Origin of the sequence: Enterobacter sp. RIT637 (assembly GCF_019718755.1) — a bacterium.
GTDB lineage: Bacteria > Pseudomonadota > Gammaproteobacteria > Enterobacterales > Enterobacteriaceae > Enterobacter.
Window position 1 is genome coordinate 1 of record NZ_JAIHAZ010000002.1, and the last position, 13,165, is coordinate 13,165.

The 13,165-nt window shown below is 56.4% G+C and carries 14 protein-coding genes and 1 pseudogene; 10 read left to right on the top strand and 5 right to left on the bottom strand.

Annotated elements, in window-relative coordinates; all coding sequences use genetic code 11:
* The 7 genes and pseudogenes from K5E19_RS03630 to zinT all read left to right on the top strand — a co-directional run.
* A pseudogene (locus tag K5E19_RS03630) lies at positions 1-146 on the top strand (5-methyltetrahydropteroyltriglutamate--homocysteine S-methyltransferase); the annotation flags it as partial.
* A gap of 199 nt (positions 147-345) precedes the next feature.
* Positions 346-1,617 carry an urea ABC transporter substrate-binding protein gene (urtA, locus tag K5E19_RS03635; RefSeq protein WP_221550032.1) on the top strand — a complete coding sequence of 424 codons (1,272 nt, stop codon included), beginning with the start codon at positions 346-348 and terminating at the stop codon, positions 1,615-1,617.
* Positions 1,618-1,641: 24 nt separating this feature from the next.
* A complete protein-coding gene (gene urtB, locus K5E19_RS03640; RefSeq protein ID WP_221550033.1) occupies positions 1,642-3,216 on the top strand; it encodes an urea ABC transporter permease subunit UrtB in 1,575 nt (524 codons plus the stop codon).
* The gene (gene urtC, locus K5E19_RS03645) at positions 3,216-4,289 is read left to right on the top strand and encodes an urea ABC transporter permease subunit UrtC (RefSeq protein WP_221550034.1); all 1,074 of its coding nucleotides are present in this window, start codon (positions 3,216-3,218) and stop codon (positions 4,287-4,289) included. The genes urtB and urtC overlap by 1 nt, the downstream gene beginning before the upstream one ends.
* A complete protein-coding gene (gene urtD, locus K5E19_RS03650) occupies positions 4,289-5,086 on the top strand; it encodes an urea ABC transporter ATP-binding protein UrtD (protein ID WP_221550035.1) in 798 nt (265 codons plus the stop codon). Before urtC ends, urtD begins: the two co-directional genes overlap by 1 nt.
* A gap of 9 nt (positions 5,087-5,095) precedes the next feature.
* A complete protein-coding gene (gene urtE, locus K5E19_RS03655; protein WP_221550036.1) occupies positions 5,096-5,794 on the top strand; it encodes an urea ABC transporter ATP-binding subunit UrtE in 699 nt (232 codons plus the stop codon).
* Positions 5,795-5,846: 52 nt separating this feature from the next.
* Positions 5,847-6,485 (top strand): metal-binding protein ZinT, encoded by a 639-nt coding sequence (gene zinT, locus K5E19_RS03660; RefSeq protein WP_221550037.1) that lies wholly within the window; start codon positions 5,847-5,849, stop codon positions 6,483-6,485.
* A gap of 61 nt (positions 6,486-6,546) precedes the next feature.
* Here zinT and ydeE read toward each other — a convergent pair whose 3' ends face one another.
* Positions 6,547-7,764, bottom strand: coding sequence for an efflux MFS transporter YdeE (gene ydeE, locus K5E19_RS03665; RefSeq protein WP_221550038.1), 1,218 nt, complete (start codon positions 7,762-7,764; stop codon positions 6,547-6,549).
* A gap of 193 nt (positions 7,765-7,957) precedes the next feature.
* Between ydeE and eamA the strand changes: the two genes are divergently transcribed.
* Positions 7,958-8,857, top strand: coding sequence for an O-acetylserine/cysteine exporter (gene eamA, locus K5E19_RS03670; protein WP_010431090.1), 900 nt, complete (start codon positions 7,958-7,960; stop codon positions 8,855-8,857).
* A gap of 37 nt (positions 8,858-8,894) precedes the next feature.
* On the opposite strand, the gene marB is transcribed toward eamA, so the two are convergent.
* Genes marB through marR form a run of 3 tightly spaced genes read right to left on the bottom strand, consistent with a single transcriptional unit; the run spans position 8,895 to position 9,980 of the window.
* Positions 8,895-9,113, bottom strand: a complete 219-nt coding sequence (marB, locus tag K5E19_RS03675; protein ID WP_221550039.1) for a multiple antibiotic resistance protein MarB — start codon at positions 9,111-9,113, stop codon at positions 8,895-8,897.
* Between the two features lie 31 nt (positions 9,114-9,144).
* Complete coding sequence (gene marA / locus K5E19_RS03680) at positions 9,145-9,525, bottom strand: MDR efflux pump AcrAB transcriptional activator MarA (RefSeq protein WP_001303241.1); 381 nt, start codon at positions 9,523-9,525, stop codon at positions 9,145-9,147.
* 20 nt (positions 9,526-9,545) lie between these two features.
* Positions 9,546-9,980, bottom strand: a complete 435-nt coding sequence (gene marR, locus K5E19_RS03685) for a multiple antibiotic resistance transcriptional regulator MarR (RefSeq protein WP_010431103.1) — start codon at positions 9,978-9,980, stop codon at positions 9,546-9,548.
* 256 nt (positions 9,981-10,236) lie between these two features.
* Between marR and K5E19_RS03690 the strand changes: the two genes are divergently transcribed.
* Complete coding sequence (locus tag K5E19_RS03690) at positions 10,237-10,902, top strand: MarC family NAAT transporter (RefSeq protein ID WP_010431105.1); 666 nt, start codon at positions 10,237-10,239, stop codon at positions 10,900-10,902.
* Between the two features lie 87 nt (positions 10,903-10,989).
* On the opposite strand, the gene K5E19_RS03695 is transcribed toward K5E19_RS03690, so the two are convergent.
* Complete coding sequence (locus K5E19_RS03695; RefSeq protein WP_221550040.1) at positions 10,990-12,186, bottom strand: sugar transporter; 1,197 nt, start codon at positions 12,184-12,186, stop codon at positions 10,990-10,992.
* Positions 12,187-12,357: 171 nt separating this feature from the next.
* Here K5E19_RS03695 and K5E19_RS03700 point away from each other — a divergent pair, with 171 nt between their 5' ends.
* Positions 12,358-13,149, top strand: a complete 792-nt coding sequence (locus tag K5E19_RS03700; RefSeq protein ID WP_221550041.1) for a PhzF family phenazine biosynthesis protein — start codon at positions 12,358-12,360, stop codon at positions 13,147-13,149.
* Positions 13,150-13,165 lie beyond the last annotated feature (16 nt).

Consider the following 13,165-nt stretch of genomic DNA (forward strand, 5'->3'; position numbering starts at 1 on the left):
AAGCGGCGAAATACGTGGCGAAGGAGCAAATCTGCCTGAGCCCGCAGTGCGGCTTTGCCTCCACCGAAGAGGGCAACAGCCTGAGCGAATCCCAGCAGTGGGACAAAGTGCGTCTGGTGACGCAGATCGCCAGCGAAGTCTGGTAAGCCTCCTCCAGCGCTGCATTATAAAAGTGCAGCGCTGATTCATTCTGAGTCGTTCTCTTTACAACCCGCGCGCCATCTCCCGTCATTCCGCTTTCTCCATTCTGGCATCCTTTTTGCTCTCCTGAAGCTGACACCTTGTTTATCTGCGTCCCTGCGGTATCGGACGCTTTCGCACAGCTTTCTTTTCAGGAGTGAAAATATGCACCGTCGTACCTTGTTAAAAGCTTTTGCACTGTCGGCCTCCGTGGTCGCAATGGGAATGAGTTTTGGCGTGCAGGCTGCCGATACCATCAAAGTGGGGATTATGCACTCGCTGTCCGGCACGATGGCGATCTCCGAGACGCCCCTGAAAGACGTTGCCCTGATGACGATTGATGAGATCAACGCCAAAGGCGGCGTGCTGGGCAAGAAACTGGAGCCGGTGGTGGTTGACCCGGCGTCAAACTGGCCGCTGTTTGCCGAGAAAGCCCGTCAGCTCATCAGCCAGGATAAAGTGGCGGTGGTGTTCGGCTGCTGGACGTCGGTGTCGCGCAAATCCGTGCTGCCGGTGTTTGAGGAGCTGAACGGCCTGCTGTTCTACCCGGTCCAGTACGAAGGCGAAGAGATGTCGCCGAACGTATTCTATACCGGCGCGGCGCCGAACCAGCAGGCGATCCCGGCGGTGGAGTACCTGATGAGCGAGGACGGAGGCAGCGCTAAGCGCTTCTTCCTGTTGGGCACGGACTATGTCTATCCGCGTACGACCAACAAAATCCTGCGTGCCTTCCTGCACTCAAAAGGCATTGAGGATAAGGACATTGAAGAGGTTTACACCCCGTTTGGTCACAGCGATTACCAGACCATCGTAGCCAACATTAAGAAATTCTCCGCAGGCGGCAAAACGGCGGTGGTATCGACCATCAACGGCGATTCCAACGTGCCGTTTTACAAAGAGCTTGCTAACCAGGGCCTGAAGGCCACCGACGTGCCGGTGGTGGCGTTCTCCGTTGGCGAAGAAGAGCTGCGTGGGATCGACACCAAACCGCTGGTGGGGAACCTGGCGGCGTGGAACTACTTCGAATCCGTGGATAACCCAACTAACCAGACCTTCGTGGCGGACTACAAAGCCTACGCCAAAGCGCACAAGCTGCCGAATGCCGATACCGTCGTGACCAACGATCCGATGGAAGCGACCTATGTGGGCATTCACATGTGGGCGCAGGCTGTCGAAAAGGCAGGCACCACCGACGTGGATAAAGTGCGCGCCGCCATGGCGGGCCAGTCCTTTAAAGCGCCGTCTGGTTTTACGCTCACCATGGATGCCACCAACCACCACCTGCACAAGCCGGTCATGATTGGGGAAATCGAAGGTAACGGCCAGTTTAACGTGGTGTGGCAAACCGACGCACCGGTGCGCGCTCAGCCGTGGAGCCCGTTCATCGCCGGAAATGACAAAAAGCCTGACCAGCCGATGAAAACCGCCAGCAACTAAGCCATTACCGCAGGGAGAAACGTCATGAACGCCATGCGCATGTTCATCGCTCTTGTATGGCTTACCGGACTGCTGCCAGGGATGGCGCAGGCATCGGATGCCGATAACTTCGTTGCTGCTAACCGCACGCAGCAAGCAGCAATGCTGACCGCGTGGGCGGCTTCACCGGATGCGGCAAGGATGCCGCTGCTCCAGGCGCTGCAAACAGAAAGCCTGTTTATCGACGGCCAGAAGCATGCCTTTGCCAAACACGGCGGCGAAATGGTGCCGCTCGGGACGGCAATGGCGGCAGAAGGGCCAACCAAAGCCGTACGCCTGACCAACCGGCTCCGCGTGCTGGCCGCGACCGCGCTGGCAACGCATCAGCTTGTAAGTGACAGTGTCACCGAAAGGCGAGGCGCAGCCCGGCAGATCCAGCGGGATATCCAGCCAGATATGCTCGGATTTCTGCAAAAACGGGTCAGTCTCGAAACGGATGATGTGACGCGGCAGTCGCTGCTGCTTGCGCTGGCGAACCTCCAGCTGAACAGTCCTCAGGCAGAGACCCGTCTTCAGGCTGTTGAACTGCTGGGTCAATCTGACGACCCGGACGTGCAGGCAAAAATCACGCCGTTTACGCTACCGCAGACGGAGCCGGATGCGAAGGTGCGTGCGGCTGCCGCCGAGAGCCTGAGCCACATTCAGCACCGTCTGATGTGGGGCGATCTGCTCGGACAGGCATTTATGGGGCTTTCGCTGGGCTCTGTCCTGCTGCTGGCTGCGCTGGGGCTGGCGATCACCTATGGCCTGCTTGGCGTCATCAACATGGCCCACGGTGAAATGCTGATGCTAGGGGCGTATGCCACCTGGATGGTGCAGCAGGTGATGGCGCAATTTCTTCCCCAGTGGCTGGCGCTTTATCCGGTTATCGCGCTGCCCGTGGCGTTTTGCCTGACGGCGGGGATCGGGATGATTCTCGAGCGCACGGTGATCCGCCATCTTTATGGACGTCCACTGGAAACGCTGCTGGCGACATGGGGGATCAGCCTGATGCTTATCCAGCTGGTGCGCATGACGTTCGGGGCGCAAAACCTGGAGGTGGCAAACCCGGCCTGGCTCTCCGGAGGCGTGCAGGTGTTCGCCAACCTGACGCTGCCGTGGAACCGCATTGTGGTGCTGGGCTTTGTGCTGCTGGTGCTGTTCTTCACCTGGCTGATTCTGAACAAAACCCGTCTTGGCCTGAACGTCCGCGCGGTGACGCAAAACCGCAGCATGGCTGCCTGCTGCGGGGTGCCTACCGGGCGCATCGACATGCTGGCGTTTGGGCTCGGGTCCGGCATTGCCGGTCTGGGCGGCGTGGCGCTTTCCCAACTGGGGAACGTGGGGCCGGAGCTGGGCCAGGGCTACATCATCGACTCGTTCCTGGTGGTGGTGCTGGGCGGCGTGGGCCAGCTGGCCGGTAGCGTGGCGGCGGCGTTTGGCCTGGGGATTTTCAACAAAATTCTCGAACCGCAGATGGGTGCGGTACTGGGCAAGATCCTGATTCTGGTGGCGATCATTCTGTTTATTCAGAAACGCCCACAGGGGCTCTTTGCCTTAAAAGGGAGGGTTACTGACTGATGAGCCAGCCACTTACCTTAACGATGGCGCGTAAAGCGCCGCGCACGACTCAGATTGCGGGCAGCCTGCTCGTGACGTGTCTGCTGATCTTACCGTTCTTCGCGCTGCTGCCCGCCACGCATCCCCTGGGGCTATCGACCTGGACGCTGACGCTGGTTGGCAAGATCCTCTGCTATGCCATCGTGGCCGTTGCGCTCGATCTGGTGTGGGGATACGCGGGCATGCTCTCGCTGGGGCACGGCATTTTCTTTGCCCTTGGCGGCTATGCGATGGGGATGTACCTGATGCGCCAGGCGGCGGGTGACGGTCTGCCTTCCTTCATGTCCTTTCTCTCCTGGAGCGAGCTGCCGTGGTTCTGGTGGGGCACCCAGCACTTTGCCTGGGCGCTGGTCCTGATTGTGATGGTGCCTGGATTACTGGCGCTGGTGTTTGGCTGGTTTGCCTTCCGCTCAAAAATCAAAGGGGTCTATTTTTCCATCATGACCCAGGCGCTGACCTACGCGGGCATGCTGCTGTTCTTTCGTAACGAGACCGGTTTTGGCGGCAATAACGGCTTTACGGGCTTCACCACGCTGCTCGGGTTTTCGGTGACGGAAACGACCACGCGTATCGCGCTGTTTCTGGCGACCGTGTTGCTGCTGATTCTGGCATTAGGCACCGGATTTGCGCTGGCGAAAAGCAAGTTTGGCCGCATCCTGACGGCGGTGCGTGACGCGGAAAACCGCCTGACGTTCTGCGGTTACGATCCGCGCGGGTTCAAGCTGTTGGTGTGGACGCTCTCCGCGGTGCTGTGCGGTCTGGCGGGGGCGCTGTACGTGCCGCAGGTGGGCATTATCAACCCCGGCGAAATGTCGCCGACCAACTCGATTGAAGCTGCTATCTGGGTGGCGCTGGGCGGGCGCGGTACGCTGGTCGGTCCGGTGATTGGCGCGGCGCTGGTGAACGGTGCCAAGAGCTTCTTCACCGTTGCGATGCCGGAATACTGGCAGCTGTTTCTGGGGCTGATTTTCATCGCCGTCACGCTGTTCTTGCCGCGCGGCGTCTACGGCCTGTTGCGTAAGGGGGAGAAATAATGCAGCCATCTGACGGATTATTCACCCGACAGCTGCCCGGTGACCGCTACCGGGAACAGACCGATCCCGTGTTGCAGCTTGAGGCCATCAACGTCAATTTTGACGGGTTTCAGGCGTTGACGGATCTCTCGCTCAATATTGGCGTGGGTGAGCTGCGCTGCGTGATTGGGCCTAACGGCGCGGGCAAAACGACGTTAATGGACGTCATCACGGGCAAAACGCGGCCTCAAAGCGGCAAAGCGCGCTATGACCAGTCTGTCGATCTGACCCTGCTCGATCCCGCCGCTATTGCCCGACAGGGGATCGGGCGTAAATTCCAGAAACCCACGGTCTTTGAAGCGCTGACGGTGTGGGAAAACCTCGAAATCGCCATGAAAACCGACAAATCCGTCTGGGCGAGCCTGCGGGCAAAGCTAAACGGCGAACAGGTCGATCGCATTAATGAAATGCTGGTGCTTCTGCGGCTCAGCAGCGAACGCGACCGCCGCGCCGGGCTGCTTTCTCACGGGCAAAAACAGTTTCTGGAGATCGGTATGCTGCTGGTGCAGGATCCGCACCTGCTGCTGCTGGACGAGCCCGCCGCCGGAATGACGGACGCGGAAACCGAATACACCGCAGAACTGTTCAGAACGCTGGCGGGCAAACACTCTCTGATGGTGGTGGAACATGACATGGGGTTTGTGGAAACCATCGCCGATAGGGTGACGGTGCTGCATCAGGGGCGCGTGCTGGCGGAAGGCTCACTTCGTGAGGTACAGGCCAACGAGCAGGTGATTGAAGTCTATCTGGGACGCTAAGGAGCCGTGATGCTACAGGTTAACGAACTGAATCAATACTACGGCGGCAGCCATATTCTGCGCGGCGTGAGCTTTCAGGCTCTCAGCGGCGAGGTCACCTGTCTTTTAGGGCGCAACGGCGTCGGTAAAACCACGCTGCTGAAGTGCCTGATGGGGCTGATCCCGGCGAAAAGCGGTGAAATCGTCTGGCAGGGCAAAAAAATCACCCACAGCAAGCCACACCAGCGGGTACACGCTGGCGTGGCGTATGTTCCGCAGGGGCGCGAGATTTTCCCGCGCTTGACCGTCGAAGAGAATCTGCTGCTGGGGCTGTCACGCTTTTCCGCCCGCGACGCGAAGCAGGTGCCGGATGAGATCTGGCAGCTGTTTCCGGTGTTAAAAGAGATGAAGCACCGCCGCGGGGGCGATCTCTCCGGGGGGCAACAGCAGCAGCTGGCGATTGGACGCGCGCTGGCAAGCCGTCCGCAGCTTCTGATCCTCGATGAGCCGACGGAGGGCATCCAGCCATCGGTCATCAAAGAGATTGGGCAGGTGATCCGCTCGCTGGCAGATCGCGGCGATATGGCGATTCTGCTGGTCGAACAGTTTTACGACTTTGCCGCCGAGCTGGCCGACAGCTATCTGCTGATGTCGCGCGGCACCATTATTCAGCAAGGGCGTGGCGAAAATATGGAGCAGGAGGGCGTTAGAGGTCTGGTTGCGATCTGAAATGTTATAATATAACATCATCATTCTTATAAAACGGAATGAGGGTTTTGTTTTGGCTACACATATTGGGAAGATTGCCATGACTCTGGGGGCGCTGCTGGTCAGCGGCCAGCTGTTTGCCCATTCGCACGGTCACCAGATGACCGAGGCGGAACAGAAGGCGGCGAACGGCGTGTTTGAGGATAAAGACGTGAAGGACAGAACGCTGTCTGACTGGGACGGTACCTGGCAATCCGTCTATCCGTTCCTGTTGGACGGTTCACTCGATCCGGTGTTTAAGAAGAAAGCCGAGAAGGACCACAAATCCGTTGAGGCGGTGAAAGCCTATTACCGGACGGGCTACGCGACGGACGTGGGATCTATCGGCATCGAAAATAACGTGATGGAATTTCACAAAGGGGAAACGGTAAGCCGCTGTCACTATGACTACAGCGGCTACAAAATCCTGACCTACTCCTCGGGGAAAAAAGGCGTTCGCTATCTGTTTGAGTGTAAGGATGCCAGCAGCAAGGCGCCGAAGTTTGTTCAGTTCAGCGATCATATCATTGGGCCGAAAGCCTCTTCACACTTCCATCTCTTTATGGGCAACACCTCCCACGAGGCGCTGCTGAAAGAGATGGATAACTGGCCGACGTATTACCCGAACGAGATGTACAAAGAGCAGGTGGTGGAAGAGATGTTGCACCACTAGTCTGTTGCTTTTGCTGTTATTGTTGCTGCCGGGTGGCGGCTACGCCTTACCCGGCCTACGATTAGGGTTTTGTAGGTCGGGTAAGCGTAGCGCCACCCGACACGGTATCTTCATTTTTCACGCTCATCCCGCGCAAAATCATCAGCCACGCAATGACGATGGCGGCCATCATAATCACAAACAACGACCAGTGCGGCAGATGGGTCAGGATGAGCCCGGTAATCATCGGGTTCGCCGCCGCGCCCAGCCAGCCCAGCGCCTGGGCGGAGAAATAGCTCGCCTTCATTCCCGGCGGGGCGATGTTGTCGATCAGCATATATTCGCCCGGCGCATAGATAATCTCCCCGAGGGTAAAGATCGCGGCAGCGATGCCCCAGTAAACCAGGTTTTCACCGGAGAGCATAAACCCGCCCAGACCCACGATGAAAAACAGGGTGGCCACGGTCATCAGCGGGCGAATGTTGGTGGCTGAAATTTTACGCCCGAGGGCGTATTGCAGCGTCACCACCACGGCGGCGTTGACGGGGAGCACCACGGCCACCACCTTTTCGGCGAAATCACTGTCTGCATGCGCGGCCAGAACGTATTGCGAAATGCAGGTCGCAAACGATCCGCCGACGTATGACGCGAGCAGGCCGGACAGCGTGTACCAGAACAGCGCGCGGTCCTTCAGCAATACCGACGGCTGCCATGGCGCCTTTTCTTCAGCGGCATCTAACGCCACGCTTTTCTGTACAAAGAAATGGATAAAGCCGAGCGGCAGTGCGGCGCAAAAGGCCGCCAGCCAGAACGGGAGCTGCAGGCTGTACATCACCAGCAGGGTCCCAAGCGGTGGGCCGATCGTCCAGCCGATGTTCAGGAAGCTGTAGTTCAGCGAGAAGACGCGGGCTTTTTCGCTTGAGGTCAGCACATCGGCAAACCAGGCTTTGAGTACCGTTGAAAAAACTGAGTAGGCGCAGTTGATCAGCGCAAAAAACAGGACCACCAGCGTGACGTTATTAACCAGCGGAATGGCCACAAAGCCCGCAATAAACGCCACAATGGCGATTAGCATATAGCGCTTTTTATCAAACTTATCGGCCAGAATGCCAAACCCTAAGCTGAACACGACGCCAATGGTCAGCGCAATGGTCAGCGAATAACCGATATTCTCGACGCTCATGCTATACGCGCGCGTGAGATAAATGGTCATAAACGGCAGCGTTGCCCCTCGACCAATTGTTAATAACAATGACGATGCCAGCAGCGCTGCGGTAGAGCGCCTGAGAGATGGTTTCATATTCCTGCCCGACAAATGCTTATGCTTTTTTTGTTGTGTTATAAAAGGAGTATCACGACATAAGGGGCTTGTATAGCGCCTAATTTATCCCTAAGTGCTTCGCCTGACTGCCAGAATTAATGATCTTCTCGTGGCGCTATTTTTTCTGTTACCTTGAAGTGTTAACAAATTATTAATAATTCAGGGGCAGGGTATGACGCGTAAAGACGGGCTACTGGCGTTGTTGGTGGTCGTAGTGTGGGGGCTGAATTTTGTGGTCATCAAGCTGGGGTTACATAATATGCCCCCGCTGATGCTGGCCGGATTACGTTTTATGCTGGTGGCCTTCCCGGCGCTATTTTTCGTGGCGCGTCCAAAAATCCCGTTGAAATTGCTGTTGGGCTACGGCCTGACCATCAGTTTTGGTCAATTTGCGTTTCTCTTCTGCGCCATTAAGTTCGGCATGCCCGCCGGTCTGGCCTCGCTGGTTCTGCAGGCGCAGGCGTTCTTTACCATTATTCTCGGCGCGTTTGTATTTGGCGAACGTTTACAGGGTAAGCAGCTGGCGGGGATCACGCTGGCGGTGTTTGGCGTGCTGGTGCTGATTGAAGCCAGCCTGAACGGCCAGCATGTGGCCCTGCTGGGCTTTATGCTCACGCTGGCGGCGGGGCTGAGCTGGGCCTGCGGGAACATCTTCAACAAACTGATTATGCAGCATGAAGCGCGTCCGGCGGTGATGTCTCTGGTGGTATGGAGTGCGCTTATCCCTGTTATCCCGTTTCTGGCGGCATCGTTTATTCTGGACGGCCCGGACCTGATGCTGAAAAGCCTGGTCGAGATCGATCTCACAACCATCCTGTCGCTGATTTATCTGGCGTTCGTCGCCACGATTATCGGCTATGGCATTTGGGGTTCGTTGCTGGGGCGCTATGAAACCTGGCGGGTGGCGCCGCTGTCTCTGCTGGTACCCGTGGTGGGGCTGGCCAGCGCAGCGTTGCTGCTTGATGAAAAACTCAGCGCGCTGCAGCTCTTTGGCGCGGTGCTGATCATGGGCGGACTCTACATTAACGTGTTTGGTTTGCGCGTGCGTCGGGCGACGCGAGTCAGGAATTAGGGCACAAAAAAGCCCCGCGGTTGCGGGGCAAAACGAATCAGAAGCCGTGCTGATTGTAATACGGCACGCCTAATTCGTCGGATTTGTCGCTGCCGGCACCCATATGATTGAAATCAAAAGGTGACTGGTCATGTGCTGACGGCAAAATCATCGAGTCACGATTATTTTGCTGCGTTGCACTGGGCGTTTGCTCCGCGAAGGTCTGGCTGGAAAATAGCACCAGCAAGGCGAGGGCGGCGGAGACGGTAACTTTCATGATTTCCTCGGTACGTCTTTACAGGCGTTGTTTAACTACAGTGTTTTAACGGATAGAGATATCGGGATTCACCCGGCATGCTGGTGATACGATACTTATGAGGCGGCACATCAAAGTAGTTCTTAAACGTGCGCGTCAGGGTTTGTTGCGATTCAAATCCGTAACGCTCCGCCAGATAAAGGATCGGCTCATTGCTTTCTTTCAGTTTTTGGGCAATTTCCGTCAGCTTGCGGCTGCGAATATATTGACCTAATGAATGACCGGTCTCTTTTTTGAACATCCGTTGCAGGTGCCATTTTGAGTAACCTGAACGCTCTGACACTTTTTCAAGGGAGAGCGGCGATTCCAGGTTGTCCTCGATCCAGTCCAAAATGCTATGAATGGTGATAGCGTCAGTATTGCGTCTGGACATCGTCATACCTCTTTTTCTGTTTACGGCAGTATTTTCTTAAGCAAAAGCTCAAGCGTTGCCACTTCATCTGCCGTTAAGTTTTTTGTTAGTTCCTGATGCAGTGTTTGTCCTACGAGTTGATGACATTGCTCACACATGGCCGCGCCGTCGCTGGTCAGTTTGATCAGCACGCCGCGTTTGTCATTCGGGTTAGGGCTTCGTTCTATCCATCCTTTGCAGACGAGACGATCCAGCATGCGGGTTAACGCACCCAGATCGACAGAGAGCACCTTTTTCAGCTCAACCGGCGTGATACACACTTCGCAGCGAATGGAACACAGCACTTTGAACTGTGTTGCGGTGATATCCAGCGGTGACAGATAGTCGTTGAGCAGGCGATCTTTTTTTTGGTTAACCATGTGAATAAGACGGCCCAGTGGAATGATGTCGTTAAAGAGATCGCTGGTGCTTTTCACAATGGTTGCCCTGGCAAGTAGTTTAGTCACGGCAGATATTATTGCTCAGGCAAGTATAAGTCAACTGAATGAATCGGCGGATGCCACGAATTGCTAAAACGTTTCATGAACTTTTTTTGAGTGCTTTCAAATCATATACATAACGCAGGGTTATCATTGCAGTGAGAAAATAATGGTTACGTTGTGATAATGGCTGAAGGTCACACTTTCACCCTATAATTGCGGTGATGAATATGGATAAGGACAACGACGCATTATGTTGGATTTGATTAAAGCAATTGGCCTCGGGCTGGTGGTGTTGCTGCCGCTGGCGAACCCGTTAACGACGGTGGCGCTTTTTCTGGGGCTGGCAGGGAACATGAACAGCGCAGAGCGCAATCATCAGTCGATGATGGCCTCTGTCTATGTGTTTGCCATCATGATGGTGGCCTACTATGCAGGACAACTGGTGATGAACACCTTTGGGATCTCGATTCCCGGCCTGCGTATCGCCGGGGGGCTGATTGTGGCCTTTATCGGATTCCGTATGCTGTTCCCCGCGCAAAAAGCGCATGAATCACCGGAAGCGGCCAGCAAATCCGAAGAGCTGGAAACAGAGCCCAGCGCGAATATCGCCTTTGTGCCGTTAGCGATGCCGAGCACGGCGGGGCCGGGTACAATTGCGATGATCATCAGTTCCGCCTCAACGGTGCGTGACAGCTCAACGTTCCCGGACTGGGTGCTGACGGTTGCGCCGCCGCTGATTTTCGCGCTTATCGGTATTATCGTGTGGGCGTCCCTGCGTAGTTCAGGCGCGATTATGCGCTGGGTGGGCAAGGGCGGTATTGAAGCGATTTCACGCCTGATGGGCTTCCTGCTGGTGTGCATGGGCGTGCAGTTTATTATTAACGGCGTGCTGGAAATTATTAAGACCTATCATTGATGTCTTGCCCGGCGGCGCTTCGCTTGCACGGGCCTACGGGTTTTGTAGGCCGGGTAAGGCGAAGCCGCCCCCCGGCACAAACAAACCTCACCCGTGTTGACCCTGTTCCTCGAGCGCTACCGGCCATTTACGGAAGATAAGTAGCGACCAGATAAGCGCCACAAGTGCAGGGATTGCCCCCAGATAGCCAATTGCCGACATCGACACGTGCAGGCTAATCTGATTTCCCAGCAGCGCGCCCGCCCCAATCCCCAGATTGAAAATCCCTGAGAAGAGCGACATCGCGACGTCCGTAGCATCCGGTGCCAGCGCCAGCACTTTCACCTGCATGCCCAGACCGATAATCATGATTGCTACACCCCAGAACAGGCTGAGGATCGCCAGATGGCTTTCGCTACCCGCGGCAGGCATCAGCAACAGCAGGCAGGCCAGCAGCAGGCCAATGGCGCTGCTCACCAGCGTTGACGCGTGCTGGTTGCCGAGCTTACCAAACAGAATACTGCCGACAATGCCCGCGCCGCCCAGAATCAGCAGCAGAACCGTGGCGAAGTTGGCGCTAAAGCCCGCAACAACCTGCACAAACGGCTCAATGTAGCTGTAGGCCGTGTAGTGGGCTGTCACCACAATCACCGTAAGCAAATAAATGCTCAGCAGCGCAGGGCGTCGCATCAACAGCGGCAGGCTTTTCAGCGAGCCGGAATGTTCGCTCGGCAGTTTTGGCAGCAGCTTGATGAGGCAGACCAGCGTGATCAGCGCCCCCATGCCGATGGCAAAGAAGGTGGTGCGCCAGCCGAAGTATTGCCCAACGATGCGGCCAATCGGCAGGCCGAGCACCATCGCCAGCGCGGTACCGGTGGCAATCAGGCTCAGCGCCTGCGCGCGTTTCCCCGCCGGAGCCAGGCGAATAGCGAGCGACGCGGTGATCGACCAGAACACCGCATGGGCAAAGGCAATACCGATGCGGCTAATGACCAGCACCGTAAAATTCCACGCCATAAACGACAGCACATGGCTGGCGATAAAGACCACGAACAGGCCAATCAGCAGCTTTCGCCGCTCCATCTGGCTGGTCAGCAGCATAAACGGCAGCGACATTAGCGCGACCACCCAGGCGTAGATGGTCAACATAATGCCCACCTGCGCCGTCTCTATCTGGAAGCTGTCGGCTATGTCAGACAGCAGCCCAACCGGCACAAATTCAGTGGTATTAAAAATAAACGCAGCGATGGCGAGCGTGACCACACGTAGCCACGCGACCCTGCGGGAAACCGTGTTTGTTGTCATAGCGATGTCTGGGATTGATTAACGATGAGGAGACGATCTTAAAGCGTTAAACGGCGAAAACTCAACCATAATGTGACCTTAATCACAAAATTTACCGTGTCACAGCGGTAGCGGCGGGCGAGGTTTTCCGTGAAGATAAAGAACAACATAACGATAACAGGCGGTAAGTCGATGCAGGAGATTGATTTTTATCTGGTAGATGCGTTCAGTGATACCTCATTTGGTGGCAATCCGGCGGCGGTTTGTCCGCTTAACGCATGGCTACCGGATGAGACGCTACTCAACATGGCGCAGCAGCATAACCAGTCCGAAACCGCATTCTTCGTGTGCGGTAAAGGTGGGATTGAGCTGCGCTGGTTTACCACCTTAACCGAGGTCAATCTCTGTGGACACGCGACGCTTGCCGCTGCGTATGTGCTGTTTAACGAGCTGGACTACCCGGACTCGCGCATTCACTTTGAGACCGCCTCGGGCCGCCTGACGGTCAGCCGGGAAGGTGACTGGATTACACTCGATTTCCCGGCCTGTCCGACGCAGGAATCGACGCCGCCGCCAGAGATGCTCGCGGCATTGGGGATCAACCACTACGTTGAGGCCCGAAAGGGGCGCGCCTGGGTGGTGGTACTGGAAAATCGCGAGCAGGTTGAAGCCGTGACGCCGAATTATTCCGCCATGACGCCAGGTGAACATAAAGTTGCCGTCACCGCGCGTGGAGGAGAGGGTGAGTACGACTTCGTCAGCCGTTTCTTCTCACCGGGCGTTGCCGTACCTGAAGATCCTGTCACCGGCTCTGCGCATACGATGCTCATTCCTTACTGGAGTGAAACGCTGGGGAAAACGACGCTGTTTGCGCGTCAGGTGTCGGCCCGCGGCGGCGATGTGCGCTGTGAACTGAAAGGTTCGCGGGTGATGATGAGCGGCCAGGCATCACTTTATCTGAAAGGCACAGTATTTCTGCGCTAGAAAAAAGAGGAAGAGA

Bases quoted from the DNA above. Each gene is read 5' to 3' on its own strand.
- urtA (WP_221550032.1), top strand. From the start codon at position 346: ATGCACCGTCGTACCTTGTTAAAAGCTTTTGCACTGTCGGCCTCCGTG.
- urtB (WP_221550033.1), top strand. From the start codon at position 1,642: ATGAACGCCATGCGCATGTTCATCGCTCTTGTATGGCTTACCGGACTG.
- urtC (WP_221550034.1), top strand. From the start codon at position 3,216: ATGAGCCAGCCACTTACCTTAACGATGGCGCGTAAAGCGCCGCGCACG.
- urtD (WP_221550035.1), top strand. From the start codon at position 4,289: ATGCAGCCATCTGACGGATTATTCACCCGACAGCTGCCCGGTGACCGC.
- urtE (WP_221550036.1), top strand. From the start codon at position 5,096: ATGCTACAGGTTAACGAACTGAATCAATACTACGGCGGCAGCCATATT.
- ydeE (WP_221550038.1), bottom strand. From the start codon at position 7,764: ATGAAACCATCTCTCAGGCGCTCTACCGCAGCGCTGCTGGCATCGTCA.
- eamA (WP_010431090.1), top strand. From the start codon at position 7,958: ATGACGCGTAAAGACGGGCTACTGGCGTTGTTGGTGGTCGTAGTGTGG.
- marB (WP_221550039.1), bottom strand. From the start codon at position 9,113: ATGAAAGTTACCGTCTCCGCCGCCCTCGCCTTGCTGGTGCTATTTTCC.
- marA (WP_001303241.1), bottom strand. From the start codon at position 9,525: ATGTCCAGACGCAATACTGACGCTATCACCATTCATAGCATTTTGGAC.
- K5E19_RS03690 (WP_010431105.1), top strand. From the start codon at position 10,237: ATGTTGGATTTGATTAAAGCAATTGGCCTCGGGCTGGTGGTGTTGCTG.
- K5E19_RS03695 (WP_221550040.1), bottom strand. From the start codon at position 12,186: ATGACAACAAACACGGTTTCCCGCAGGGTCGCGTGGCTACGTGTGGTC.
- K5E19_RS03700 (WP_221550041.1), top strand. From the start codon at position 12,358: ATGCAGGAGATTGATTTTTATCTGGTAGATGCGTTCAGTGATACCTCA.